25 protein-coding genes are annotated in these 25,889 nt (G+C 60.7%); 16 read left to right on the forward strand and 9 right to left on the reverse strand.

Going from position 1 to position 25,889, the window contains the following annotated elements:
* Nucleotides 1–22 precede the first annotated feature (22 nt).
* Complete coding sequence (locus QNH97_RS15815) at nucleotides 23–580, reverse strand: NADPH-dependent FMN reductase (RefSeq protein ID WP_283552846.1); 558 nt, start codon at nucleotides 578–580, stop codon at nucleotides 23–25.
* Nucleotides 581–764: 184 nt separating this feature from the next.
* Between QNH97_RS15815 and QNH97_RS15820 the strand changes: the two genes are divergently transcribed.
* Together QNH97_RS15820 and QNH97_RS15825 are read left to right on the forward strand one after the other, a co-directional pair.
* Nucleotides 765–1,028 carry a hypothetical protein gene (locus QNH97_RS15820; protein WP_283552847.1) on the forward strand — a complete coding sequence of 88 codons (264 nt, stop codon included), beginning with the start codon at nucleotides 765–767 and terminating at the stop codon, nucleotides 1,026–1,028.
* Nucleotides 1,029–1,113: 85 nt separating this feature from the next.
* The gene (locus QNH97_RS15825) at nucleotides 1,114–2,007 is read left to right on the forward strand and encodes a LysR family transcriptional regulator (protein WP_283552848.1); all 894 of its coding nucleotides are present in this window, start codon (nucleotides 1,114–1,116) and stop codon (nucleotides 2,005–2,007) included.
* Here QNH97_RS15825 and QNH97_RS15830 read toward each other — a convergent pair.
* The 4 genes from QNH97_RS15830 to QNH97_RS15845 all read right to left on the reverse strand — a co-directional run bounded on the left by QNH97_RS15830 (nucleotide 1,973) and on the right by QNH97_RS15845 (nucleotide 5,186).
* Complete coding sequence (locus QNH97_RS15830; protein WP_283552849.1) at nucleotides 1,973–2,587, reverse strand: GNAT family N-acetyltransferase; 615 nt, start codon at nucleotides 2,585–2,587, stop codon at nucleotides 1,973–1,975. The two genes, QNH97_RS15825 and QNH97_RS15830, sit on opposite strands and share 35 nt — an antisense overlap.
* A 322-nt stretch (nucleotides 2,588–2,909) precedes the next feature.
* Nucleotides 2,910–3,674 (reverse strand): DNA polymerase III subunit epsilon, encoded by a 765-nt coding sequence (dnaQ, locus tag QNH97_RS15835; protein WP_283552850.1) that lies wholly within the window; start codon nucleotides 3,672–3,674, stop codon nucleotides 2,910–2,912.
* A 214-nt stretch (nucleotides 3,675–3,888) separates the two neighbouring features.
* Nucleotides 3,889–4,341 (reverse strand): ribonuclease HI, encoded by a 453-nt coding sequence (rnhA, locus tag QNH97_RS15840; protein WP_025213276.1) that lies wholly within the window; start codon nucleotides 4,339–4,341, stop codon nucleotides 3,889–3,891.
* A gap of 86 nt (nucleotides 4,342–4,427) precedes the next feature.
* Nucleotides 4,428–5,186: a class I SAM-dependent methyltransferase gene (locus QNH97_RS15845; protein ID WP_283552851.1), complete on the reverse strand. Its 759-nt coding sequence runs from the start codon at nucleotides 5,184–5,186 to the stop codon at nucleotides 4,428–4,430.
* Between the two features lie 65 nt (nucleotides 5,187–5,251).
* Here QNH97_RS15845 and gloB point away from each other — a divergent pair, with 65 nt between their 5' ends.
* The 8 genes from gloB to fabI all read left to right on the forward strand — a co-directional run bounded on the left by gloB (nucleotide 5,252) and on the right by fabI (nucleotide 16,026).
* Entirely contained in the window at nucleotides 5,252–6,019 is a 768-nt protein-coding gene (gene gloB, locus QNH97_RS15850) for a hydroxyacylglutathione hydrolase (RefSeq protein WP_283552852.1), read from the forward strand.
* 99 nt (nucleotides 6,020–6,118) lie between these two features.
* Nucleotides 6,119–7,567 (forward strand): transglycosylase SLT domain-containing protein, encoded by a 1,449-nt coding sequence (locus tag QNH97_RS15855; RefSeq protein ID WP_283552853.1) that lies wholly within the window; start codon nucleotides 6,119–6,121, stop codon nucleotides 7,565–7,567.
* A 249-nt stretch (nucleotides 7,568–7,816) separates the two neighbouring features.
* Entirely contained in the window at nucleotides 7,817–9,649 is a 1,833-nt protein-coding gene (locus QNH97_RS15860) for an extracellular solute-binding protein (protein WP_502944373.1), read from the forward strand.
* The gene (locus QNH97_RS15865) at nucleotides 9,646–11,502 is read left to right on the forward strand and encodes an extracellular solute-binding protein (RefSeq protein WP_283552854.1); all 1,857 of its coding nucleotides are present in this window, start codon (nucleotides 9,646–9,648) and stop codon (nucleotides 11,500–11,502) included. Before QNH97_RS15860 ends, QNH97_RS15865 begins: the two co-directional genes overlap by 4 nt.
* Nucleotides 11,503–11,505: 3 nt before the next feature.
* Nucleotides 11,506–12,579 carry a microcin C ABC transporter permease YejB gene (locus tag QNH97_RS15870; RefSeq protein ID WP_283552855.1) on the forward strand — a complete coding sequence of 358 codons (1,074 nt, stop codon included), beginning with the start codon at nucleotides 11,506–11,508 and terminating at the stop codon, nucleotides 12,577–12,579.
* Nucleotide 12,580: 1 nt separating this feature from the next.
* Nucleotides 12,581–13,600: an ABC transporter permease gene (locus tag QNH97_RS15875; RefSeq protein ID WP_283552856.1), complete on the forward strand. Its 1,020-nt coding sequence runs from the start codon at nucleotides 12,581–12,583 to the stop codon at nucleotides 13,598–13,600.
* Nucleotide 13,601: 1 nt separating this feature from the next.
* Nucleotides 13,602–15,212 carry an ABC transporter ATP-binding protein gene (locus QNH97_RS15880; RefSeq protein WP_283552857.1) on the forward strand — a complete coding sequence of 537 codons (1,611 nt, stop codon included), beginning with the start codon at nucleotides 13,602–13,604 and terminating at the stop codon, nucleotides 15,210–15,212.
* 19 nt (nucleotides 15,213–15,231) lie between these two features.
* The gene (gene fabI, locus QNH97_RS15885; protein WP_025213267.1) at nucleotides 15,232–16,026 is read left to right on the forward strand and encodes an enoyl-ACP reductase FabI; all 795 of its coding nucleotides are present in this window, start codon (nucleotides 15,232–15,234) and stop codon (nucleotides 16,024–16,026) included.
* A 589-nt stretch (nucleotides 16,027–16,615) separates the two neighbouring features.
* Here the strand turns inward: fabI and QNH97_RS15890 are convergent.
* The gene (locus tag QNH97_RS15890) at nucleotides 16,616–17,578 is read right to left on the reverse strand and encodes a sensor domain-containing diguanylate cyclase (protein WP_283552858.1); all 963 of its coding nucleotides are present in this window, start codon (nucleotides 17,576–17,578) and stop codon (nucleotides 16,616–16,618) included.
* A 137-nt stretch (nucleotides 17,579–17,715) separates the two neighbouring features.
* Between QNH97_RS15890 and QNH97_RS15895 the strand changes: the two genes are divergently transcribed.
* On the forward strand, nucleotides 17,716–18,540 hold the full coding sequence (locus QNH97_RS15895; protein ID WP_283552859.1) for a helix-turn-helix transcriptional regulator: 825 nt from the start codon (nucleotides 17,716–17,718) through the stop codon (nucleotides 18,538–18,540).
* 167 nt (nucleotides 18,541–18,707) lie between these two features.
* On the opposite strand, the gene QNH97_RS15900 is transcribed toward QNH97_RS15895, so the two are convergent.
* Nucleotides 18,708–19,295 carry a LysE family translocator gene (locus QNH97_RS15900; RefSeq protein ID WP_283552860.1) on the reverse strand — a complete coding sequence of 196 codons (588 nt, stop codon included), beginning with the start codon at nucleotides 19,293–19,295 and terminating at the stop codon, nucleotides 18,708–18,710.
* A 201-nt stretch (nucleotides 19,296–19,496) separates the two neighbouring features.
* Here QNH97_RS15900 and QNH97_RS15905 point away from each other — a divergent pair, with 201 nt between their 5' ends.
* The 4 genes from QNH97_RS15905 (at nucleotide 19,497) to QNH97_RS15920 (ending at nucleotide 23,359) form a co-directional block, all read left to right on the forward strand.
* A complete protein-coding gene (locus tag QNH97_RS15905; protein ID WP_283552861.1) occupies nucleotides 19,497–20,951 on the forward strand; it encodes a TrkH family potassium uptake protein in 1,455 nt (484 codons plus the stop codon).
* Between the two features lie 121 nt (nucleotides 20,952–21,072).
* Nucleotides 21,073–22,155: a bifunctional transcriptional activator/DNA repair enzyme AdaA gene (locus tag QNH97_RS15910; protein WP_283552862.1), complete on the forward strand. Its 1,083-nt coding sequence runs from the start codon at nucleotides 21,073–21,075 to the stop codon at nucleotides 22,153–22,155.
* Between the two features lie 23 nt (nucleotides 22,156–22,178).
* A complete protein-coding gene (locus QNH97_RS15915) occupies nucleotides 22,179–22,805 on the forward strand; it encodes a DNA-3-methyladenine glycosylase family protein (protein ID WP_283552863.1) in 627 nt (208 codons plus the stop codon).
* A 65-nt stretch (nucleotides 22,806–22,870) separates the two neighbouring features.
* Complete coding sequence (locus tag QNH97_RS15920; protein WP_283552864.1) at nucleotides 22,871–23,359, forward strand: GFA family protein; 489 nt, start codon at nucleotides 22,871–22,873, stop codon at nucleotides 23,357–23,359.
* 136 nt (nucleotides 23,360–23,495) lie between these two features.
* Here the strand turns inward: QNH97_RS15920 and QNH97_RS15925 are convergent, their stop codons facing one another.
* Nucleotides 23,496–24,107: a MiaE family protein gene (locus QNH97_RS15925; protein ID WP_283552865.1), complete on the reverse strand. Its 612-nt coding sequence runs from the start codon at nucleotides 24,105–24,107 to the stop codon at nucleotides 23,496–23,498.
* A 178-nt stretch (nucleotides 24,108–24,285) separates the two neighbouring features.
* Between QNH97_RS15925 and uspL the strand changes: the two genes are divergently transcribed.
* A complete protein-coding gene (uspL, locus tag QNH97_RS15930) occupies nucleotides 24,286–25,149 on the forward strand; it encodes a universal stress protein UspL (protein ID WP_283552866.1) in 864 nt (287 codons plus the stop codon).
* Between the two features lie 115 nt (nucleotides 25,150–25,264).
* Here uspL and QNH97_RS15935 read toward each other — a convergent pair whose 3' ends face one another.
* Nucleotides 25,265–25,735: a DUF1289 domain-containing protein gene (locus QNH97_RS15935; RefSeq protein WP_060741956.1), complete on the reverse strand. Its 471-nt coding sequence runs from the start codon at nucleotides 25,733–25,735 to the stop codon at nucleotides 25,265–25,267.
* Nucleotides 25,736–25,889 lie beyond the last annotated feature (154 nt).

The following is a 25,889-nucleotide window of genomic DNA, read 5'->3' on the forward strand; positions in this document are numbered from 1 at the left end:
TGTTGCCTGGAATCTCGGAATATCAGGCCTTTTTATGTTGCTCGACCCACTTGCCATAGGCGTCGATGAATTTCTGCAGGAACGGCCTTACGGCATCCGACAAATTACCCGCCTCGTCAAACGCCGTCCCGGCGCCGCTCAGGTAGGCTTCCGGCTGCTGCATGCAAGGTACATCGAGGAACACCAGGGACTGGCGCAAATGATGGTTGGCGCCAAAACCACCGATGGCGCCGGGCGATGCACTGATCACCGCGCCCGGCTTGCCACTCAGGCAACTCTGGCCGTAGGGGCGCGAACCCACGTCGATGGCATTCTTCAGCGGTGCCGGCACCGAACGGTTGTATTCAGGCGTGACGAACAGCAATGCGTCGGCTGCGCCCACTTGCTGACGGAATGTGGTGTAGGCTGCCGGCGGCGTTACATCGATGTCTTCGTTATAGAGTGGCAAGTCGCCGATTTCGACGATGCTCAGTTTCAGATTGGCTGGCGCCAGGTCAGCCAGTGCCAGCGCCACCTTGCGATTGATCGATGCCTTGCGCAGGCTGCCCACCAAAACGGCCACTGTGTAGACATTACTCATAAGAGTCTCTCGACTGTCGGCTCAAAGGAGCCTGTAGTTATAGATGATCGGAGCGACAATTGGACCAGCGGGACGACGAAAACCGGCCAACTGGACTATTTTTTTCATGTAGGAAAACTTACCGCGCTTGACCGGGGTCTACAGAACCGCAAATCGAGTGATCTATTTCCAGAGGTTCTAAGCAATGGCAGCAGTACTTGTCGGACAATTTCATGCGCGGGACGCCGAAGGTCGCGTCTATTCGGTGCATGAGTTCCAGGAATCGACCCCGTCGCCCGACGGAAACGGCAAGGAGCCTGTCACTACCTACAAGCTGGCTATCGGTGATCGCGTCAACAAACTCGACGACGGCAAATTTGTGCTGGTGCAGTCCCAAATCGAATTGACGCGCGAACCGGAAACGCCACCACAAGCTCAAACGCCCACTGAAACACAAATAGCTTCATAACGGTTGTTATGAGCAGAAGTCATGCCCGGACTTGGGTTAGGATTCGGCCACTCAATGGCTTACCCGCCGAACATGGACTTCTTGCATGCGTTTACGCCACATCGAAGTGATCCAGGCGCTGCTGCAGACCGGCCACCTCGGCACGGCGGCCGAATGGCTGCAATTGCCGGTGGCGGAGGTCGAGGCGATCCTGCGCGATGCCGAGGCGCAACTGGGCTTCATGCTGTTTGCCAGTGTGCGTGGGCGCTTGCAGGCCACTCGAGAAACCCTTGAGTTGCGTAACGGCATCACACGGGTGTACGACACCCTCGAACCGGTGCAACGCCTGGCCAGTAGCCTGAAACACTATCAGGCACCGCCCCTGCGAGTCATCTGCACCCCGCCGCTGGCCCAACAGTTGTTGCCCCATAGCATCGCCGCCCTGCGTCGACGGCATCCAGATGTGCCTTGCACCCTGCTCAGCCAACCGACCCGCGACATCGTCCAGAGCCTGCTATTGCGTGAAAGTGACCTGGGCCTGAGCTTGCACGACCCGGAACACCCCGACATCCATTGCCAGATGATTGCCCAGGGCAAACTGCAATTGCTGGCGCCCCACGGCTGGCTGCAACCGCGGCAAAAATACATTTCGCTTCAGGATCTGGCGGGCCAGTCACTGGTGGGGCTCGATGGCCACGACCCGCTGAGCCCCGCGTTCGAGCATAAACTGGCGGCGCTGCGTCCGGCGCCGCTAATCCAGATCCGCGTACAGACCCATCAGATGATGCGCGCCATGGTCGAAGCCGGCGAAGGCCTTGCCATCGTCGACCCCTTCACCGCCTCAGGCGCCAAGGGCGGCGACCTGGACGTCTGCCCGGTGTCACCGGCGATTGCGATTGGTCTCTATGCCCTGAGCCTCAACGGCACGCAACCCTCGCCCGCCGTCCAATCACTGCTGGAACGACTTACGGAACAAGCCGAGGTGTTGCTGAGCCACTGATCGACATGCCCAGCGGATCGTCGAACAACCGATACCAGAACAGCGCCACTTCAGCGGTATGCCGGTCAATGCCGCGATAGCGCAGGTGGTCGATGCCGCCAAGTACGTACCCGCAACGCTCATAGAGTCGGCAAGCCCCCAGGTTGTTGTTCTGGGTTTCCAGCATGATCCCCGGCAGTTTCTTCTTGCGGCTCCAGAAATGCGCGACGTCGAGCAACGCCTTGGCCACCCCGTGGCGACGGGCAGGCGCGTGCACCGCCAGTTCGTCGATGTGGGCGAAACCGTTCCAGTTAGTGCTGACCACCAAGTGCCCTACCGGCTGGTCGTCGAGATAAGCCATGAAGATCTCGCTGTCCGGGGCATTGCGAAAACTGCTGAACTCTTCCGGATCGATGCCATAGCACTTGCGATAGGGAACGATGGGCGTCACCGGCCATTGGCTCACGGGCCGGCCAACCTGCGCTGTGCCGTAGTCACTGACCTCGAAACTGAAATCACTGCCCCAGATGTAGGCGGCAAAACCATCATCGACGACGCGTACCGACAGGCCGGGGTGCTTGGGATTCATGACCGGTTGCATACTGGGGAAAGTCCTCATTCCTTGAGACAACCAACGGCGCATCGCCATCCATTGCCCTTGCCTTGCAAATCTTTCATCAAGCGGGATCCATTGCCTGCCCGTTACCTCAGGTTAGAAGGTACTGGCGATTGTGGCGAGAAATGAACGTGGATACAGCCGTTCGCTAAAGGTCTGCCGGAATCATCGTGGCGAGGGAGCTTGCTCCCGCTGGGCTGCGAAGCAGCCCCATTTTGTGAGCGCTTCGCACTCAAGCGGGAGCAAGCTCCCTCGCCACGGGTTCTTTATTTGCCTTTAATGAACAGTATTGGTTCCCTAAGGAGCTTCATCCGTTCGCCGGGACCTGCGCCTCGGCCAACTGCGTCCACAGTGCCGGAGCACCGGCGGACTTGGCGATGGCTTCCAGACGTGCGGCATGTTCGGCCAGGTCGCTTTCGCTGGCGCGGATGATCCGGCACGGCCTGCGGCCAGCCGGCAAACGACGAATTTCCGTGGCCTGGTTGCCCGAGCCCTCGCCGGTACCGTTGCCGTCCGAGGCGTTGCCGGCCAGGGACAGGCTGGTCTGGCCGCCCGTCATGGTCAGGTAGACGTCGGCCAGGATCTCGGAGTCGAGCAAGGCGCCGTGCAGCTCACGACCGGAGTTATCGACCCCGTAGCGTTTGCACAAGGCATCGAGGCTGTTGCGCTGCCCAGGGTGACGCTCCCGAGCCATCATCAGGGTATCGAGGATGGTGCAATGCTGGGTGATGTCGGCGCGGTCGTGCTGGCCCATCAGGGCGAACTCGTTGTTGATGAACCCAACGTCGAACGCGGCGTTATGGATGATCAACTGCGCGCCCTGGATGAACTCGAAGAACTCATCGGCCACTTCGGCGAAACGCGGCTTGCCCACCAGGAACTCGTTGGTGATGCCGTGGACGCCAATAGCGCCTTCATCACTTTCGCGATCCGGTTGCAGGTAAACATGAAAATGGCGGCCGGTCAGGCGCCGGCCGATCAGCTCGACACAGCCGATTTCGATAATCCGGTGACCATCGGTCACCGGCATGCCGGTGGTTTCGGTATCCAGTACAACAGATCTGTTGGCCATCAGTGTTCAGCTCTCAACGGGCATGCTTGCAAAAGCGCGGATGTTAACACGCTCACGGAGCGCGGTGCCGCACACCGTTTATGTGGCGAGGGAGCTTGCTCCCGCTCGGTTGCGCAGCGACCGCCCGAAGGGGCCTGCTTCGCAGTCCAGCGGGAGCAAGCTCCCTCGCCACAGGTCAATCATTCCTTCTGACCAAGGGCCCCAGCCGGCTGAATCAAGCCTGCTTGAAGCCCCGCACCTCATCCACCCCACGGTTGGCCAGTTGGTCGGCCCGTTCGTTGCCGTGGTGGCCGATGTGGCCGCGCACCCACTTCCAGGTGACGTTATGACGGTTGACCTGCTCATCCAGCAACATCCAGAGGTCAGCGTTTTTCACCGGCTCCTTCGCCGCCGTCTTCCAGCCACGCTTCTTCCAGTTGGCCATCCACTCGTTGATGCCCTTCATGACGTACTGCGAGTCGGTGACCAGCAGTACGTCACAGGAACGCTTGAGTTCTTCCAGGCCACGGATGGCACCCATCAATTCCATGCGATTGTTGGTGGTGTTGGTTTCACCGCCCCAGAGCTCCTTCTCCACCCCTTTGCACACCAGCAACGCGCCCCAGCCGCCAGGGCCGGGATTGCCCTTGCAGGCGCCATCGGTGAAGAGTTCTACGCTATCGCTCATGCCAATCTATCCAAAAAAATGCAAAGGCCTGCCGATCTGGGCGATAACGCCCGAAGCCGAAATGCCGGCAGGTCATCAGAAAAGGGTTACGGCTCGATATGGCGACGGTTGACCTTGGCCATCGGCAGGGGAATCAGCTTGCCCATCGGCTCGCGTCGCGCCTGACGCACCGGGCGCAGCCCGACCGCGATCTTGCGCGCCACCAACAAATAGAAACCACCGCCAGACAATTGCCAGTCACCGGCCTTGCGCTCCCAACCGGCCAGGCGGGCCTGCCACTTGGGTGATGCAAGCGGCGGACGATAGCACCCGAAGCGGCGTTTCTCCAGCGCGAAGCCCAGCAGGTTGAGCCAGTCACCGACCCGCGAGGCCGAGATGCAGCGGGCCTGGCGCAAGGCATCGTGGGCGAACACGTGACGCAACCCCCAACTGCTCCAGGGGTTGATGCCGATGATCACCAGATGCCCGCCCGGGCGTACGCTGCTGGCAGCTTCACGCAGCAAGCCGTGGGGAGACAGGCAGAAATCCAGGCCGTGCTGCATCACCACCACGTCGGCGGCATGCTCGCTCAAAGGCCAGGCTTGCTCCTCGCAGACAATCTCCACGCCGGGCAACGGTGCGCCCAGGCGGACGTTGCGCTGGACCTGCGGTGCCGACGGCGGCGTCTGCGCCGAAGGCCCGTAATGCACCAGGTAGCCGCCGAAGAACCGACCCAGCTCCTCCTCGAGCATGCGCCGCTCTTCTTCCAGCAAGAATTGCCCGACAGGGCCGGACAGCCATTCACGGGCCGCGCTAATCAACGCCAGCCAGTCAGGATCAGCCTGAGCGAACGCTTCATCGGTCATTGCATTCTCCAACGCGTCAGGAAGTTCTAAGATGCGCCTTTGTTTTCTGCTTGGCGAATTCCGCGATGATACAGATCAGTGCCCTGCCCGCGTTCACCGATAACTACATCTGGTTGTTACAGGACCATGCCACCCAACGCTGCGCCGTGGTCGACCCCGGTGACGCCGCGCCGGTGCAAGCCTGGCTCGACGCCCACCCAGGCTGGGCCTTGAGCGACATATTGATCACCCATCATCACCATGATCATGTCGGCGGCGTCGAGGCGCTGAAAAACGCAACGCACGCTACCGTCCATGGCCCGGCCAGTGAAAATATCCCGGCGCGGGATGTGGCGCTCCGTGACAACGACACGCTCAACGTGCTCGGCCTGGATTTCGAGGTCTACACGGTGCCCGGCCACACCTTGGGGCATATCGCCTACTACCACCGCGGCCTGCTGTTCTGTGGCGACACCCTGTTTGCTGCCGGTTGCGGCCGGCTCTTCGAAGGTACGCCAGGGCAGATGCACCATTCCCTCGACCGCCTCGCCGGCCTGCCCGAAGATACGCTGATCTACTGCACCCATGAATATACCCTCAGCAATCTGAAATTTGCCGCCGCAGTGGAACCGGGCAATCCGGACATCGCCGCCCGTCTGGAAAAAGTCACCCGGCAACGCAACGAAGGTGTCATCACCCTGCCCTCGACCCTGGCCCTGGAAAAACTCACCAATCCCTTCCTGCGCACCGCTGAAACATCCGTTAAACAAAAAGCAGACGAACGGAGTGGCCAGCGTAACGAGACGCCGACCGAGGTTTTTGCTGCCTTGAGAGCTTGGAAAGATAAGTTCTAAGGGCGCTATCGATTGATACAAAAATTCTGAATGGTTGACCTGTTGGGGTGCGCTTCCTAGAATCGGCCGACATTTTTGCCCGGAACTTACTTCCAGCCAATGTCGTCATCTATACGCAGATCCGCCCAGTCAGACACATTGACCCGCTTGGCTCAAGCCATTGCGGTGGCTGTGTCCGCCACCCTGGCGGGCTGCCAGAGTTCGGGCCAGGCGCCGCAAACCGACGTGGCCCACACGCCGAATATCGCCGCTCGGGCCAAACAGAAGCCTATCTGGCTCACTGAAAGACCCACCCCTCAAGTACCCCAGGACGTCTGGGAACGCATGCGCCAGGGCTTCCAACTGCAAGAAACCGCCGGGGTCAATCCACGCATCGAGCAACAGCGCCTGTGGTTCGCCAGTAACCCGTCCTTCTTGGAAAACGCCGGTGAACGCGGCAGCCTCTATATCCATTACATCGTCGAACGCCTCGAAGAGCGCAACATGCCGCTGGAGCTGGCGCTGCTGCCGGTGATCGAAAGCGCCTACAACCCGATGGCCTATTCCCGGGCCAACGCGGTGGGGCTTTGGCAATTCATCCCGTCCACGGGGCGTTACTTCAACCTGCGCCAGACCCGCTTCTATGACGGGCGTCGCGACATCACCGCCTCCACCACGGCCGCCATGGATTACCTGACGCGCCTGCACGACATGTTCAACGGTGACTGGCTGCTGGCACTGGCGGCCTATAACGCCGGTGAAGGCACAGTCAGCCGCGCCATCGAGCGCAACGAAAAGCTGGGCCTGCCCACCGACTACTGGAACCTGCCGCTGCCCAGCGAGACCCAGGCCTACGTGCCGAAGCTGCTGGCGCTGTCCCAGGTGGTGCTCTCTCCCGATGCCTATGGCGTGAACCTTAACCCGATCGCCAACGAACCCTATTTCCAGGTCGTCGAAATCAACCAGCGCATGGACCTGTCCAAGGTCGCGGCAGTGGCCAACATCGACGAAGACGAGCTGTTCCAGCTCAATCCGGCTTTCAAGCAGCGCACCACCATCGACGGCCCGCAGCACCTGCTGGTGCCCACTTCCAAGGCCCAGTTGCTGACCGCCAGCCTGTCGACCATGCGCCCGGAAGAGCTGATCAGCCAGCGCTCGCTCAAACCGGTTTTCGAGAACGCCGATGATAGCGACGTGGAAGGCGCCAGGCGCAGCTACCGCGTCAAGCGCGGCGATAACCTGGCCCAGATTGCCAAGGCCAACAACGTCCAGACCAAGGACCTGCAACGCTGGAACAAGCTCAGTGGCAACAAACTCAAGGTTGGCCAGACCCTGGTGATGCGGGACACCAAAGCCACCAAGGCCACCGGCAAGCGCGTCAGCACCGTGGTCGCCGCCAACAGCAAGGCTCAAAAGAAGCAGACCCAATACAAGGTCAAGCAGGGCGACTCGCTGTACGTGGTGGCCAAGCGCTTCAACGTCGAAATGCAGCACCTCAAGCGCTGGAATCCACGGATGGGCAAGGCGCTCAAGCCTGGGCAGATGCTGACGGTCTACTCTCCCCACTGATCGAGGGACTCCCTGTGGCGAGGGAGCTTGCTCCCGCTGGGCTGCGCAGCAGCCCCAAAAGCAGCGACTCAATCCACCTGTCACACCGAGGTGCCAGATTCGGGGTCGCTTCGCAACCCAGCGAGAGCAAGCTCCCTCGCCACGGTTCAAGCAAACCCTGAAGCTTTGTGCCCCCGCCTTTTTCCTGCCGATACAAGCTGTTACTGTACAGGCCATAAACGCCCATGCCGCCTGGATCGAATCTCAGACTTGATACGTCCCCTCCTCCTGCTCCTGATCAGCCTGGCCTTGAGTTCTCCCGCCAGCGCAACCATCAGCGAAAGCCATGGCTATGCGCAGTTCGGCACACTCAAGTACCCGGCCAGGTTCACCCACTTCGACTGGGTCAACCCGCAAGCGCCCAAGGGCGGTACCTTGCGGGTCATGGCATTCGGCACCTTCGATACGCTCAACCCCTACACATTCAAGGGCAGCAGCCCGGTTTCCACGCCAAACTTCCTGCAATACGGCATCAACGAGCTGAACGAACCGCTGATGGTTGGCACCGGCCAGTACGCGCCGTCCGGTGATGAACCGACGTCAAGCTACGGCCTGATCGCCCGGTCAGTGGAATACAGCGAGGACCGCAGTTGGGTGGTATTCAACCTGCGGCCCGAAGCGCGATTCCACGATGGTGTGCCAATCACCGCCTATGACGTGGCGTTCTCCTATAAAACCCTGCTCAAGGACGGCCACCCGCAATATCGCACCAACCTGCAGGAAGTGTTGCGGGTCGACATTCTCAACCCGCTGAAAATCCGCTTTGTCTTCAAGCGCGCGGGCAATCCGCTGTTGATACTGCGCCTGGGTGAATTACCGGTGCTGCCCCAGCATTACTGGAAAGACCGCGACTTCAAGGCCACTACGTTCGAGCCGCCCCTGGGCAGCGGGCCTTATCGCATTACCAAAGTGCAGCCAGGTCGCCAACTGGTGTTCGAAAGGGTCAAGGATTACTGGGGCAAGGACCTGCCGGTCAATCGCGGTAAATACAACTACAACCGAATGGACGTGGAGTTCTACCGCGACAGCGAAGTGGCCTTCGAAGCGTTCAAGGCTGGTGAGTTCGACATCTACATCGAGCATCAGGCCAAGAATTGGGCCAACGGTTATCATTTCCCGGCGATCAAGCGTGGTGATGTGATCAAGGCACAGATTCCCCACCAGATCCCGACCCAGACCCAGGGCTTGTTCATGAATACCCGGCGCAACACATTTGCCGAGGTCAAGGTGCGTGAAGCCTTGGGGCTGATGTTCGATTTCGAGTGGACCAACCGCACGCTGTTCAGTGGCGCCTACAAGCGCACCCTCAGCTATTACCCCAACAGCGAATTCTCCGCCAGCGGCCTTCCGGTGGGCCACGAGTGGTTGCTGCTCAAGCCATACCGTGAACAATTGCCGTCCAAACTGCTCACCGAGCCCTTCAGCTTGTCCAAAACCGATGGTCGCGGCATTCCCCGGGAAACCCTGCGCAAAGCCTTGGCACTCTTGAAGGACGCCGGATGGTCCCTCAACGGCCAACGACTGGTGAACGCCGACAGCCAGCCCCTGAGCTTCGAGATCCTCTTGGTGAATCCGAACCTGGAGCGCATCCTGCAACCCTACGTTGAAAACCTCGCCAGCATCGGCATCCAGGCCCGGCTGCGCACGGTGGACCGCGCCCAGTACAAACAGCGGCTGGACCAGTTCGACTTCGACATGATCCTGCTGACCCTGGGCCAGACCCTCAGCCCGGGCCTGGAACAATGGCAGTATTTCCACTCCAGCCAGGTCGGGGTCAAGGGCAGCAAGAACTACGCGGGGATCGCCAACCCCGTGGTCGATCACTTGTTGGAAAAGCTGCTGGCCGCCCGCACCCGCGACGAACAGGTCGCCGCCGGCAAAGCCCTGGACCGCGTGTTGCTGTGGCAGCACTACTGCATCCCCAACTGGTATCTCAATTATCATCGCCTGGCGTACCGCAACCGGTTCGCCTTCGTCACCACGCCGCCCTACACCCTGGGCCTGAGCAGCTGGTGGCTGAAATCTTCGGAGAAAGATCAATGAAGCCTTTTCGCGCCCTGCTCCTGCAGGCCAGCAGCTTGTTATTCGCCGGGCTGGCCTTCGCCGCGCCGCAGCACGCCTTGACGTTGTACAACGAACCACCGAGATACCCGGCCGATTTCAAGCATTTCGACTACGTGAACCCCGATGCCCCCAAAGGCGGCGTGTTCCGCCAGGGCGGGTTTGGTGGTTTCGACAGCCTCAACCCGTTCATCAGCAAAGGTGTACCGGCCGATGACATCGGCCTGATCTACGACACCCTGGCCAAGCAAGGCTTGGACGAACCCTTCACCGAATACGGTCTGATCGCCGAAAAAATCGAGAAAGCTCCGGACAATGGCTGGGTGCGTTTCTACTTGCGTCCCGAAGCCCGCTTCAACGACGGTCATCCGCTGCGCGCCGAAGACGTGGTCTTCAGCTTCCAGACCCTGACCAAGGACGGCGCCCCGATGTTTCGCGGGTATTACAACGATGTCGCCGAAGTCATCGCCGAAACCCCGCTCAAAGTGCTGTTCAAGTTCAAGCACACCAACAACCGCGAATTGCCGTTGATCCTCGGCCAATTGCCGGTATTGCCAAAACACTGGTGGGCCGAGCGCGATTTCAACAAAGGCAACCTGGAGATCCCCCTCGGCAGCGGCCCCTACAAGGTCGCCGAAGTAAAGGCCGGACGCTCGATTCGCTATGAGCGCGTGAAGGACTACTGGGGCAAGGACCTGCCGGTCAATCGCGGCTTCTACAATTTCGACGTACTGACCACCGATTACTACCGCGACAACACCGTCGCGGTCGAGGCATTGAAAGCCGGGCAGTTCGATTTCTGGCTGGAGATGACCGCCAAGAACTGGGCCAACGCCTACAACATTCCGGCCGTAGCCGAAGGTCGACTGATCAAGGAACAGATCCCCAACGGCAACCCTACCGGCATGCAGGGCTTTGTCTACAACCTGCGCCGACCGATCTTCCAGGACGTGCGAGTGCGCAAGGCCTTGAGCCTGCTGCTGGATTTCGAGTGGACCAACAAGCAACTGTTCAACGGCGCTTACGCCCGCACCCGCAGCTATTTCGAAAATTCGGAAATGGCCGCCACCGGCCTGCCCGGTGAAGACGAGCTGAAGATACTCGGACCCCTGCGCGGCAAGATTCCCGAGCAGGTGTTCAGCGAAGCCTTCCAACCCTCAATGTGCGACGGCAGCGGCATGATCCGCGACCAGCAGCGCAAGGCGTACCAATTGCTGCAAGAAGCCGGCTGGCGCATCGTCGACGACAAGATGGTCGACGCCCAAGGTAAACCGGTGGTGCTGGAGTTCCTGCTGGCCCAGACCGAATTCGAGCGGGTGCTGCTGCCGTTCAAGCGCAACCTGAGCGACCTGGGCATTGAACTGGTAATCCGTCGTGTGGACGTGTCCCAGTACATCAACCGCGTGCGCTCCCGGGATTTCGACCTGGTGGTGGGCAGCTTCCCGCAATCCAGTTCGCCGGGTAACGAGCAGCGCGAGTTCTGGATGTCGGCCGCCGCCGACAAGCCTGGCAGCCGCAATACCATGGGCCTGAAGGATCCGGCCGTGGACCAGCTGGTGGAGCAACTGATCAACGCCGATTCGCGCAAGAGCCTGGTGGCCCACGCCCGGGCGCTGGACCGGGTCCTGCAATGGGGCTACTACGTGATTCCCAACTGGCACATCAAAACCTGGCGCGTGGCCTACTGGAACCATATCGGCCATCCGAAAATCACGCCGACCTATGACATCGGCACCACCACCTGGTGGGTCAAGCCGGACACCAAGCCTGCGGTGGAAGTAGAAAAACAAGTCATGGAACAACACATCAACGCCGCTCCTGCGAGCGTGGAGTAAACGATGCTGGCTTACATCTTTAGGCGGCTGCTGCTGATCATCCCGACCCTGTTCGGCATCCTGTTGATCAACTTCGTCATCATCCAGGCCGCGCCCGGCGGGCCAGTGGAGCAAATGATCGCCAAGCTCGAAGGTTTCGAAGGTGCCACCAGCCGCATTGCCGGCGGCGGCGCCGAAGTGTCGGTGGCCGGATCCTCCTATCGCGGCGCCCAGGGCCTGGACCCGGGACTGGTCAAGGAAATCGAGCGCATGTACGGCTTCGACAAGTCGGCCCCCGAACGCCTGTGGATCATGATCAAGAACTACGCCCAACTGGACTTCGGCGACAGTTTCTTCCGCGATGCCAAGGTCATCGACCTGATCAAGGAAAAGATGCCGGTGTCCATCTCCCTCGGGCTGTGGAGCACGCTGATCATGTACCTGGTGTCGATCCCGCTGGGGATCGCCAAGGCCACGCGGCATGGCAGCCATTTCGACGTGTGGACCAGTTCGGCGATCATCGTCGGCTACGCGATCCCGTCGTTCCTGTTCGCCATCCTGCTGATCGTGGTGTTTGCCGGCGGCAGTTATTTCGATTGGTTCCCGTTGCGCGGACTGACCTCCAACAATTTTGACGAACTGAGCATGGGCGGCAAGATTCTCGATTACTTCTGGCACCTGGCCTTGCCCGTGACTGCCTTGGTGATCGGCAACTTCGCCACCATGACCCTGCTGACCAAGAACAGCTTCCTCGATGAAATCAACAAACAGTACGTGGTCACCGCCAAGGCCAAGGGCCTGACCCGTCATCGGGTGCTCTACGGCCACGTCTTCCGTAACGCCATGCTGCTGGTGATCGCCGGCTTCCCCTCCGCGTTCATCGGGATATTCTTCACCGGCTCCTTGCTGGTGGAAGTGATCTTCTCCCTCGACGGCCTTGGGCTGATGAGTTTCGAAGCGGCCATCAACCGCGACTACCCGGTGGTGTTCGGCACTCTGTTTATCTTCACCCTGCTGGGGCTGGTGGTGAAGCTGATCGGCGACCTGACCTACACCTTTGTCGATCCACGCATCGACTTCGAAAGCCGGGAGCATTGAGATGAACCTGTCCCCTCTCAATCGCCGCCGCTTCGAATTGTTCAAGGCCAACAAGCGTGGCTGGTGGTCACTGTGGCTGTTTTTGATCCTGTTCGGGCTGAGCCTGGGCGCCGAGTTGATCGCCAACGACAAACCGCTGGTGGTGCATTACGACGACGGCTGGTATTTCCCGGCCCTCAAGCGCTACCCGGAAACCACGTTCGGCGGCGAATTTCCGCTGGAAGCCAACTACAAGAGCCCGTACATCCGTGAGTTGTTGGCCGCCAAAGACGCCTGGGTGCTGTGGGCGCCGATTCCGTTCAGCTACCAGAGCATCAACTACGACCTTAAGGTCCCGGCGCCAGCACCGCCTTCGGCCATGAACTGGCTGGGCACCGACGACCAGGGCCGCGATGTCCTGGCGCGGGTGATCTACGGCTTCCGCATCTCGGTGCTGTTCGCCCTGACCCTGACGGTGCTCAGTTCGATCATCGGCGTGATCGCCGGCGCCTTGCAGGGTTTCTATGGCGGCTGGGTCGATCTGGCCGGCCAGCGTTTCCTGGAGATCTGGTCCGGGCTGCCGGTGCTGTACCTGTTGATCATCCTCGCCAGTTTCGTACAGCCGAACTTCTGGTGGCTGCTGGGTATCATGCTGCTGTTTTCCTGGATGAGCCTGGTGGACGTGGTGCGCGCCGAGTTCCTGCGCGGACGCAACCTGGAGTACGTACGCGCCGCACGGGCGCTGGGCATGCAGAACGGGGCGATCATGTTCCGCCACATCCTGCCCAACGCCATGGTCTCGACCATGACCTTCATGCCGTTCATCCTCACGGGTGCCATCGGCACCCTCACCGCCCTGGATTTTCTCGGTTTCGGCTTGCCTGCCGGCTCGCCATCCCTGGGCGAGCTGGTGGCCCAGGGCAAATCCAACCTCCAGGCGCCGTGGCTGGGCATGAGCGCGTTCGCCGTGCTGGCGCTGATGCTGAGCCTGTTGGTGTTCATCGGCGAGTCCGCTCGCGATGCCTTCGATCCGAGGAAGTGATATGAACCAGGACAATCTGATCGAAGTACGCGACCTGGCGGTGGAATTCATTGTCGGCGAACGCCGCCAACGCGTAGTCGAGGGCGTCAGTTTCGATATCAAGCGCGGCGAAACCCTGGCCCTGGTGGGTGAAAGTGGCTCGGGCAAGTCGGTCACCGCCCACTCGATCCTGCGGTTGCTGCCCTACCCGCTGGCCCACCACCCGACCGGGACCATTCAGTACGCCGGGCAGGATTTGCTGGGGCTGAAAGAAAAAACCATCCGTCATATCCGCGGCAACCGGATCGCGATGATCTTCCAGGAACCGATGACGTCCCTGAACCCGCTGCACTGCATTGAAAAACAGATCAATGAAGTGCTCGGCATTCACAAAGGCCTGAGCGGCAAGGTGGCGAGCCGCCGGACCCTTGAGTTGCTGGAGCTGGTCGGCATCCCCGAGCCCCATAAGCGCCTCAAGGCCCTGCCCCATGAATTGTCCGGGGGCCAGCGCCAGCGGGTGATGATCGCCATGGCCCTGGCCAACGAGCCGGAGTTGCTGATCGCCGACGAACCGACCACGGCCCTGGACGTCACCGTCCAGCTGAAAATCCTCGAATTGCTCAAGGAGTTGCAGGCGCGATTGGGCATGTCGCTGCTGCTGATCAGCCACGATTTGAACCTGGTGCGAAGAATTGCTCACCGCGTATGTGTCATGCAGCGCGGTTGCATCGTCGAACAGGCATCGTGCGAAGAGTTGTTCCGCGCGCCACAGCATCCGTACACTCGGGAATTGCTGGCCGCCGAGCCCAGCGGCACCCCGGCGACCAACGTCGTCGGCCCGCCGCTGTTGCAGGTCGAAGACCTGAAAGTCTGGTTCCCGATCAAGAAAGGTTTGTTCAAACGCACGGTAGACTACATCAAGGCCGTAGACGGTGTCCGCTTCAGCCTGCCCCAGGGCCAGACCCTGGGTATCGTTGGCGAAAGTGGTTCCGGCAAGTCCACCCTGGGCCTGGCGATCTTGCGGTTGATCGGCAGCCAGGGCGGGATCCGCTTCGAAGACAAGCAACTCGATAGCCTGACGCAGCAACAGGTCCGGCCGCTGCGCCGGGAGATGCAAGTGGTGTTTCAGGACCCGTTCGGCAGCCTGAGCCCACGGATGTGTGTGAGCCAGATCGTCGGCGAAGGCCTGCGGATCCACAAAATCGGCAGCGAAGCCGAACAGGAACAAGCGATAATCGCGGCATTGAAGGAGGTAGGCCTGGACCCGGAAACCCGGAACCGCTACCCCCATGAATTTTCCGGAGGGCAACGGCAGCGTATCGCCATTGCCCGGGCCCTGGTGCTCAAGCCGGCGTTGATTCTGCTGGATGAACCGACGTCGGCCCTGGACCGTACCGTGCAACGCCAGGTGGTGGAGCTGTTGCGGTCATTGCAAACCAAGTACAACCTGACGTACCTGTTTATCAGCCATGACCTGGCTGTCGTCAAAGCGCTGAGCCACCAGCTGATGGTGGTCAAGCATGGCCAAGTGGTCGAACAAGGTGATGCCCGCAGCATATTCGCCGCGCCGCAACACCCCTATACACAGCAGTTGCTGGAGGCCGCCTTCCTGGCCCCAACAGCTGCCGAATAACCTGAAAGAGGAGCAACACATGGGTTTTCTCGCCGGTAAGCGCGTACTGATCGTCGGTGTCGCCAGCAAGCTGTCCATCGCATCCGGCATCGCCGCCGCCATGCATCGCGAGGGCGCTGAGCTTGCCTTCACTTATCAGAACGACAAACTCAAGGGTCGTGTCGAAGAGTTCGCACAAGGCTGGGGCTCGAGCCCTGAACTGTGCTTCCCGTGCGACGTGGCCAGTGATGAAGAAATCGCCAAGGTCTTCGAAGCATTGAGCAAGAAGTGGGACGGCCTGGACTGCATCGTGCACTCCGTGGGCTTTGCCCCGGGCGACCAGCTGGACGGCGACTTCACCGAAGCCACCACCCGCGAAGGTTTCCGCATCGCCCACGACATCAGCGCCTACAGCTTCGTGGCCCTGGCCAAGGCCGGTCGCGAAATGATGAAAGGCCGCAACGGCAGCCTGCTGACCCTGTCGTACCTGGGCGCCGAGCGCACCATGCCGAACTACAACGTCATGGGTATGGCCAAGGCTTCCCTGGAAGCTGGCGTGCGTTATCTGGCCGGCTCCCTGGGCCCGGACGGCACCCGCGTCAACTGCGTATCGGCAGGTCCGATCCGCACCCTCGCCGCTTCCGGCATCAAGAATTTCCGCAAGATGCTGGCGGCCAACGAAGCGCAAACCCCGCTGCGTCGCAACGTCACCATCGAAGAAGTCGGCAACGCCGGCGCCTTTCTGTGCTCGGACCTGGCGTCGGGCATCAGCGGTGAAATCATGTACGTGGACGGCGGCTTCAACACCACCGCCATGGGTAATCTCGAAGAGTAATCTTCGCTTCAGCGCTGCATAAAAACGCCGCTTGCCCTGAAAAGGACAAGCGGCGTTTTTTTGTCCCCCTATTTCCCAGTCGCCACAGTCCACCTCTGGGAGCCAGCTTGCTCGCGATAGCGGCGGGTCAGTGTGCAGTGATATTGGCTGTGCCGCCGTCATCGCGAGCAAGCTCGCTCCCACATTGGTGCCGGGCGGGTCATAGAACTTACATCCGCCACAAATCCCCTGTGGGAGCCAGCTTGCTGGCGATAGCGGTGGGTCAGTGTGCAGTGATATTGGCTGTGCCGCCGTCATCGCGAGCAGGCTCGCTCCCACATTGGTTCCGGGCGGGTCACAGAACTTACATCCACCACAAACCCCCTGTGGGAGCCAGCTTGCTCGCGATAGCGGCGGGTCAGTTTGCAGTGATATTGGCTGTGCCGCCGTCTTCGCGAGCAGGCTCGCTCCCACGTTGGTTCCGGGTGTTCACAGAGCTTACATCCACCACAAATCCCCTGTGGGAGCGAGCCTGCTCGCGATAGCGGCGGGTCAGTGTGCAGTGATATTGGCTGTGCCGCCGTCATCGCGAGCAGCGAGCCCACACCAACTAGCGGCGCAATGCCTGTTTCTGGGTATACATGGCCGCATCCGCCTCGGCCAACAGGCTGTCGATTGACGAATGCCGCCGGGGGTCGTATTCGATCTGGCCCACGCTGAAGTGGATGTCATAGCCGCGATGCAGCATCGCATTGCGTTCATCGAGGATTTCCTTGAGCCGCGCCACAATCGCCGAGGTCTCGACATGGGAAGAGCCGGTGAGCAACGCCACGAACTCATCGCCGCCCAAACGGCCGATCACATCGCTTTCGCGAAAGGCGATGCGCAACACGTCGGCGAATGTCTTCAGCGCAGCGTCGCCCTCGGCGTGCCCGAAGCGGTCATTAATGGACTTGAAATCATTGAGATCGAAGAACAGCAACGTCGCCGGGCGCGACAAGCGGTCGCAAACGCTCAATCCATGCTGGGCGAGCATCTTGAAGCCGCGCCGGTTGGACAGCAGGGTCAGTTCGTCCAGGCTCGCCATCTGCACAGCAATCATTTCCTGCTCGGCCATGCGTGCCAGGTCACGCAGCAGCTCGCGCTCTTCATCGTTCAGGGTGCGCGGCCGGGTGTCGAGCAGGCACAATGTGCCGAGCTTGCTGCCGTCCTCCAGCCCCAGGGGATACCCCGCATAGAAGCGAATACGCGGTGCGTCCGTGACCAGCGGGTTGTCGTGAAACCGCTCATCCTGTTCCGCGTCGCAGATTTCCAGGATCTGATCCTGCAAAATCGCATGCCCGCAGAAGGAAATCTCCCGCGAGGTTTCACAGGCCTCCAGGCCGGTACGGGACTTGAACCACTGGCGGTTGCTGTCCACCAGGGATACCAGCGCAATGGGCACATCAAACAAACGCCGGGCAAGCCGGGTCAGACGGTCAAACCGCTCCTCGGGCGCGGTGTCGAGCAGTTTGAGCGAGTGCAAATTCTTGAGGCGAACGGCTTCGTTGTCCGGTTTACCTGGCGCAAGCATCGGGAACTCCATCGGCGGGACTTTTTGAAGTCTAGTCCAGGCCCACGCCCCTTCAAACCCAACGGCCAAATCAATCGGGCATTTGTCGGCGAGGGCTAATACACTGCTTCACAGGTTCAGGACGAGGACGTTCAGCGATGAAGCACGCTACCCATGACGCCGCCCCACGCTTCTGGCGCGATGCAGCCCTGCCTTTCATCGAAGCCCGAGCCATCGCCGATGGGCGCAAAGTCTGCTATTCACGTCACTCCCACGACCACTTTTCCATCGGTGCGATCACCGCCGGGCGCAGCACCTATATTCACGAACGTTCGAATTTCCAGGTGCAGAGCGGCACGGTGGTGCTGATGAACCCCGGCGATGTCCATGCGTGCAACCCCATCGACGATGAGCCCTGGTCGTATGTGATGCTGTACGTCGATACCCAATGGCTCAGGGATTTGCAACGCCGTATCGGTTTTGATGAAACCCTGGAATTCCAGAGCTTCTCCACGACCCACAGCCGCGACGTCGAGCTGTTTGCCGCGCTACAAGGATTGTATGAGCAACTGGTGGATGAGCGGCTCGACACCGACCGCAAGCGCACCGCCGCCGAGGCGTTTTTCACCGATCTGCAACAACGCCTCAACCCTGCCGGCCGTCCGGACCGGGGCAGCCATCCGGGGTTGATGCGCGCAGCGCAGTTCATCCACGACCATTGCACCGAAGCGTTGAAGCTCGAAGATATCTGCACCGCGGCGCAACTCTCGCCGTCTTACCTGAGCCGCGCCTTCAAGCGCCATTACGGGATGACGCCCCATGCGTTCCTGGTCAACCGCCGGATCCAGTTCGCCCGCCGCCAACTGCGCGAAGGCAAGCTGATCGCCGACGTGGCGCTGGACAGCGGGTTTGCCGACCAGGCGCATTTTCAGCGGGCCTTCAAACAACACCTGGCCGCTACGCCGGGCCAGTATCGCGGTTGATGCCGACTCCCCACATACTTCTGTGGCGAGGGAGCTTGCTCCCGCTGGGCTACGCAGTAGCCCCACTGACCTTTGGCGACTGCTGCGCAGTCGAGCGGGAGCAAGCTCCCTCGCCACAACAGCATCCGATCTGAAAATGGGGTTGCTGCCACAACAGCGGGCCCGACTCAAGGCAACAGCAAATACACCGCACTTACCACCAGCAACACCGCCATCGCCCGGTTGAACAGGCGCATGGTCGCCGGATTGCCCAGCCAGATGCGCAAGAAACTGCCGGCATAGGCCCAGCAGCCCACCGAGACGTAGCAGATCACCAAGTAGACAGCCGCAAACTGCCACACCAGTCGTGCCTCCCCATCGGCCACGAACGCGCCCATCCCCGCCACACAGGCCAGCCAGGCCTTGGGGTTGAGCCATTGCATCAGCGCACCGTAGAACATCGACGGCGCCCGGTCCTCGTCCTTGGCGCCCAAGTGCCCATTGTCCATCGCCAACTTCCATGCCATGTACAGCAGAAACGCCACGCCCCCCAGTTGCACCACCCGCGTGAGCCCGGGCCAGCGTTGCAGCACTTCATGCAACCCAAGTCCCATCAGCACCAGTAATAAGACAAAGCCCAGGGTCGCGCCGGCCACATGGCGCAAGGTCGCTCGAAACCCGTATCGTGCCCCGGAACTGAGGGCCACAATGTTGACCGGCCCTGGTGTAATGGAGGCGACCAAGGCAAACGCCGCCATGGAAAGAATCAGACTCATCGCAAACCTTCTTCGTATCTGTGAGGTGGCGATCAAGGTAAATCGACCGTCGCGGTGGGTATTGAAGAAAACTGCCCAATGGAGAGAGCCAATCACTACCTCGCGAAGCGGCATCACTTCAGGCTCTTTTTTACGCAAACTTTACGCAGCGGCCGACCCACGAAAACAATACTGTGCGGCTCATTCATTCAGGCGCGTCCCATGTCCATTGCGGTAGTGCGGTTTATCGGTTTCATTCTCGGTATTTTCCTGATCACCCTCGCTGCCAGCATGGCAATCCCACTTTTGACGTTGGTGATGTACGGGCGCAACGATGACCTGTCGGCGTTTTTGTGGTCGAGCCTGATCACCTTTGTCTGTGGCATCGCCCTGGTGGCGCGAGGTCGGCCCGCGCACACCCAGATACGCCCGCGGGACATGTACCTGTTGACCACCGCCAGCTGGGTCATCGTCTGCAGCTTCGCCGCCCTGCCCATGGTGTTCATCCAGCACATCAGCTACACCGATGCCTTTTTCGAGACCATGTCGGGTATCACCACCACCGGCTCGACCATCCTCACCGGACTGGACAACGCCTCCCCCGGTCTGTTGATCTGGCGCTCGATGCTGCACTGGCTCGGCGGGATCGGTTTCATCGGCATGGCGGTGGCGATCCTGCCACTGCTGCGGGTCGGCGGCATGCGACTGTTCCAGACCGAATCGTCGGACTGGTCGGAGAAGGTCACACCACGCTCCCACGTCGCCGCGACCTACATCCTGTGGATCTACGTCGGGTTGACCGCACTCGCCACCCTTGCCCTGTGGTGGGCCGGCATGACGCCCTTCGACGCGATCAATCACGCGATGTCCTTGATTTCCACCGGCGGCTTTTCCACGTCGGATTCATCCCTGGGACATTGGACTCAACCCGCCATTCACTGGGTGTCGGTGATCGTCATGATGGCAGGCGCACTGCCATTCACCTTGTATGTCGCCACCTTGCGCGGCAACACGCGCGCGCTGTTCAGGGACCAGCAAGTCAGGGGGTTCGTCGGGTTTCTGGTCATCACCTGGCTCGTGGTGGGGACCTGGCTGAGCCTGAACAGTGACTACACCTGGTGGGACGCGGTGCGTATCGTGGCCGTCAACGTGACGTCAGTGGTGACTACTACGGGTGTGGCGCTGGGTGATTACACCTTATGGGGCAGTTTTGCCTTGCTGTTGTTCTTCTATCTGACGTTTGTCGGCGGCTGTTCGGGCTCCACGTCCGGCGGGTTGAAAATCTTCCGCTTCCAAGTGGCCGGGGCGTTGCTGATGAGCAGTCTGAAACAATTGATCCATCCCCGGGCGGTGATTCAGAAAAAATACAACAACCACCCCATCGATGAAGAGATCGTCCGCTCGCTGCTGACGTTTTCGTTTTTCTTCACCATCACCATCGGCGCTATCGCCCTGGGGTTGGCGCTGATCGGCCTCGACTGGACAACCGCCTTGACCGGCGCGGCCACCGCCGTGTGCAACGTAGGCCCGGGGCTGGGTACGATCATCGGGCCAGCCGGTAACTTCTCGACGTTGCCGGATGCGGCGAAGTGGCTGCTGACCATTGGCATGCTTCTGGGTCGCCTGGAAATCCTGACGGTGATGGTGTTGTTCACCCCAGTGTTCTGGAAGTATTGAACGCCTCGCTACTATGTAGCCGACAGACGAAAAAGCCCCGGCACCCTGAACAAGCGTGACCGGAAAATTCACTGTCGATTTTTCGGTGGAGTCGTTTCCGACACGGTTCTATGCTCCACCCATGAACCGACAAGACTCGCTGCTCCCGCCCCATGCCGAGATGGTCCGCGCCATGCTCGAACGAGACACCGCCTACGAGGGGGTGTTTTTCACCGCGGTCAAGACCACCGGCATTTTCTGCCGCCCCGCTTGCACGGCGCGCAAGCCGAAACCGGAGAACGTGGAGTTCTTCGCCCACGCCGACGAAGCCATGTCAGCCGGCTACCGGGCCTGCCTGCGCTGCAAGCCGTTGGACGCCGCGGCCATCGCGCCGGACTGGATCCAGGCCTTGCTCAAAGCCGTGGATGCCGAACCCGAACTGCGCTGGACCGACGCCCTGCTGCTGGAACAAGGCATCGAACCGCTGAAACTGCGGCGCTGGTTCAAGCAACATTTCGGCATGACCTTCCACTCCTATTTGCGCACCCGCCGCCTGGGTATCGCCCTGGGCGGTATCAAGGAAGGCGCCTCCATCGATCACGCGGCATTCGATTCCGGCTATGAGTCGCTGAGCGGATTTCGCGACGCCTTCGTCAAATCCTTCCATATCACCCCGGGCCGCGCCGCCCTCAGTGAGCCCTTGTTGTTCACCCGCCTGACCACGCCGTTGGGTCCGATGCTGGCCATGGCCGAACGGCGTGGCCTGGTGTTGCTGGAGTTCCTCGACCGTCCGGCCCTGACCCGGGAAATCGAAGAGCTGCAGCAGCGCTACGGCTATACCATTGCGCCGGGGCACAACCCTCATTTGCAGCAGATCGAAACCGAGCTGGCCGACTATTTCGCCGGCAAACTCACCGCGTTCAGCGTCCCGCTGCATATGCCTGGCAGTGCCTTCGCCGTGCGGGTCTGGGCCGAGTTGCAGAACATCCCCTACGGCGAAACCCGCAGCTACGGCGGCATCGCCTCGGTGCTCGGCAGCCCTGGCGCCAGCCGCGCCGTGGGCCTGGCCAATGGACAGAATCGCCTGGCCATCGTCATCCCCTGCCACCGGGTGATTGGCGCGGACGGCTCGTTGACCGGTTATGGTGGCGGACAGCCGCGCAAGGCGTTTCTGTTGCGGCTGGAAAAAGCCGCGGTGCAGGTTTCGCTGCCGCTGGCGTTCTGATCGGCCCGGAGAACGAACACCTGATGCCTGTGCCCTACCATGACGCCAGTGTCTTTCTGGCGAGTCAGGACGAAGATTGGCGCCGCCATGTCGAAGCGATCGGCCCTTGCCTGCTGCAACCCAAGCCGGCCCGCGATCCCTATGAGGCCCTGGTGCGGGCGATTGCCTATCAGCAACTGCACGCCAAGGCTGGCGATGCGATTCTCGCTCGGTTGCTGGCACTGTTCCCGGCGCTGACATTCCCCAAGCCTGAGCAGATTCTGGCGACTGACTTTGCGCAAATGCGCAGCTGTGGGTTTTCCGCCAGCAAGATCGCGACCATCCAGGGCATAGCCCAAGCGACTCTGGAGGGGCTGGTGCCGGATTACGCCACGGCGCTGGCCATGGGAGATGAAGCCCTGATCGAGCGCCTGACCGCGTTGCGCGGTGTCGGGCGCTGGACCGTGGAAATGCTACTGATCTACAGCCTGGAGCGGCCAGACATTCTGCCAGCCGATGACTTTGGTGTGCGCGAGGGTTATCGACGGATGAAGGGGCTGGAGCAACAGCCCAGCCGCAGGCAGATGATCGATATCGGCCGGGCCTGGAGCCCTTATCGGACGGTGGCGGCGTGGTATTTGTGGCGGGTACCCGGCCGTGGGGCCGCGTAATCTGTCATCGCGAGCAGGCTCGTCTAGGCTGTTTAGAATCATTCCAACCCTAATTGGAGGCTCCCATGCAGCTCGAAGGATCCTGCCACTGCGGCGCGGTTTCATTCAGCCTGACCTGTGCCCACCCCTACCCTTATCAACGCTGCTACTGCTCGATCTGCCGCAAGACCCAGGGCGGTGGTGGTTTTGCCATCAACCTGGGGGGCGATGCCCAGAGCCTGAAGGTGCGCGGGCGCAAACACATTTCCATCTACCATGCACGGCTCAAGAATGAAGGCGATAAGCGCGCCCACCGCAGCAGTGCCGAACGGCATTTCTGTTCCTTGTGCGGCTCGGGATTATGGCTGTTCAGCCCGGAATGGCCAGAGCTGATCCACCCTTTTGCCTCCGCCATCGACACACCGCTGCCGGTACCGCCGGAGCACACGCACCTGATGCTCGGTTCCAAGGCGCCGTGGGTGGAGGTCGAGACGCATAAGGGCGACCAGCAGTTCGATGTCTATCCCGAGGAATCCATTGCCCAGTGGCATGAACGCCTGGGGCTGGTCACTTAGAGATGCAGTGCTGCATAAGGCCCCATCGCGAGCAAGCTCGCTCCCACATTTGACTCTTCAGTGTTCACAAATAATGTGTACACAGAAAATCCCCTGTGGGAGCGAGCTTGCTCGCGATGGCGTCAGTACCGGCACCTCAGCACTGTCGAGCCGGCACACCACTGTGGAACCGAAACTCCACGTCCGGCGATTCGATCAGTTCCCGCTCGGCGTCACGCACCTTGTCGATCACCTGGGCAATGTCCTTGGCGTCACCGTACTGGTAAGCCAGTTTCAGGTAACCCTGGAAGTGCCGCGCCTCGCTTTTGAGCAAGCCGAAGTAGAATTTGCCCAGTTCTTCGTCCAGATGCGGCACCAGGGCCTCGAAACGCTCGCAACTGCGGGCTTCGATGAAGGCGCCGACCACCAGGGTGTCCACCAGCTTGACCGGCTCATGGCTGCGTACCACCTTGCGCAGCCCCGAGGCGTAACGCCCGGCGGAGAGCTGGCGCAAGCCGATCTTGCGTCTTTTCATCAGGCGCATGACCTGCTCGTGATGCACCAGCTCTTCTCGGGCCAGGCGCGACATCAGGTTGATCAGGTCCACATGGGAATGATACTTGGCGATCAGGCTCAAGGCGGTGCTGGCGGCCTTGAACTCGCAGTTCTTGTGGTCGATCAGCAACGTTTCCTGATCAGCCAGCGCGGCCTGGACCCAGGCATCCGGGGTGCGGCAACCAAGGAATTGGTGAATTTCGGGAAGGATCATGGGGCTCACGGGAAAAGGTAGTCGAGCGAAGGGCGCCGATTATACCGGCCTGCCTCCAGACCACCAGTCACCGCCGTTGATATGCATCAAGTCGACGACTCACCCATAGCAACTAGACTGCCCCACAACAACTATAGTTGAGCAACGCCAGCCTTTTCATTGCAGGAGAACGCCGATCATGCAAGCCATTCGCAGCATTCTGGTGGTCATCGAACCCGAACATTCGGAAAGCCTGGCGCTCAAGCGCGCCAAGCTGATCGCCGGGGTGACCCAGGCCCACCTGCACCTGCTGGTGTGCGACAAAAAGCACGACCATGCCGGCATGCTCGGCGTGCTGAAGGCCGCGCTGCTGGCGGACGGCTACAGCGTCACCACCGAGCAGGCCTGGAACGAAAGCCTCTACGAAACCATCATCGATGTGCAGCAGGCCGAGGGCTGCGGCCTGGTGATCAAGCAGCACTTCCCCGACAGCCCGCTGAAAAAAGCCCTGCTCACCCCGGCGGACTGGAAGCTGCTGCGCCACTGCCCGACCCCGGTGCTGCTGGTGAAAACTGCGGGTTCCTGGAAGGACAAGGTGATTTTGGCGGCCGTGGACGTTGGCAATGCCGACGGCGAGCACCGTCACCTGCACAACACCATCATCGATCACGGCTACGACATTGCCCTCCTGGCCAAGGCGCATCTGCATGTGATCAGTGCCCACCCCACGCCGATGCTGTCGTCGGCCGACCCGACCTTCCAGCTCAAGGAAACCATCGAAGCTCGTTATCGCGAGCAATGCCGGGCGTTCCAGGCCGAGTTCGACATCGACGACCAGCACCTGCACATCGAAGAAGGTCCGGCGGACGTGCTGATCCCATTCATGGCGCGCAAGCTGCAGGCCGCGGTAACGGTGATCGGCACCGTGGCGCGTTCCGGGTTGTCAGGGGTGTTGATCGGCAATACCGCCGAAGCGGTGCTCGATACACTGGAAAGCGACGTGCTGGTGCTCAAGCCGCAGGAAGTCGAGGACCATCTGGTGGAGTTGGCGGTCAAGGAATAAAGCGAATGAGCTCTTTGTGGCGAGGGAGCTTGCTCCCGCTGGGTTGCGAAGCGACCCTCGCTCTTGATCTTAAAAATGTCTGGTCCTGAAAAACCCTGGCGCAAATGGCCGGAGGTCAGCCGCCGATTGCATCCTTCAGGAACCCCGGCGCGATGTAGCGCTGGTAGTGGGCTTCGGACAGAAGGAAAAATTCCCGATCAATGGCGTCGCGCAGGTCTGGCAGGTCCCAGTCGCGAAACTCCGGCATCAGCACCATGCCGTAGGCTTCCAGATTGTTGATCACGCGCGCGCCCCGGGCGATCAATTGGTAGGCCCAGCAATATTCCGACTGATGCGGCACAAAGCGGATTTTGCGCGACTCCAGCTGCTGGCGCAGCAATCCTGGGTCGAAAACCTCCAACTTGGCCACCATCACCTGCACCAGCAACTGCTCCAGCCGCATCCACACCGCGCGTTTTTCGTCCTCGTTGTAGCCGTTCCAGTGAATCACTTCATGGTGGAACCGCTTGCAGCCACGGCACACCAGGTCACCGTAGACAGTGGAGCAGAGGCCGACACAGGGGGTCTTGATGAGCTGGTTGGGCATAAGGAAAAGCACACGCAAAAGCAGGACAGGCCGTCATGTTAGCCCTTTGTCTAAGATTGATCACCCCTTCAAACTTCATGGCCCAACTTACCTTTAATTTTTTTTTCCCGTAGAATCAGCCAGCCTTTTAAGGCGCCAATGTCCGTTAGAAGCT

The sequence above is a fragment of the Pseudomonas sp. G2-4 genome (genome assembly GCF_030064125.1).
GTDB lineage: Bacteria > Pseudomonadota > Gammaproteobacteria > Pseudomonadales > Pseudomonadaceae > Aquipseudomonas.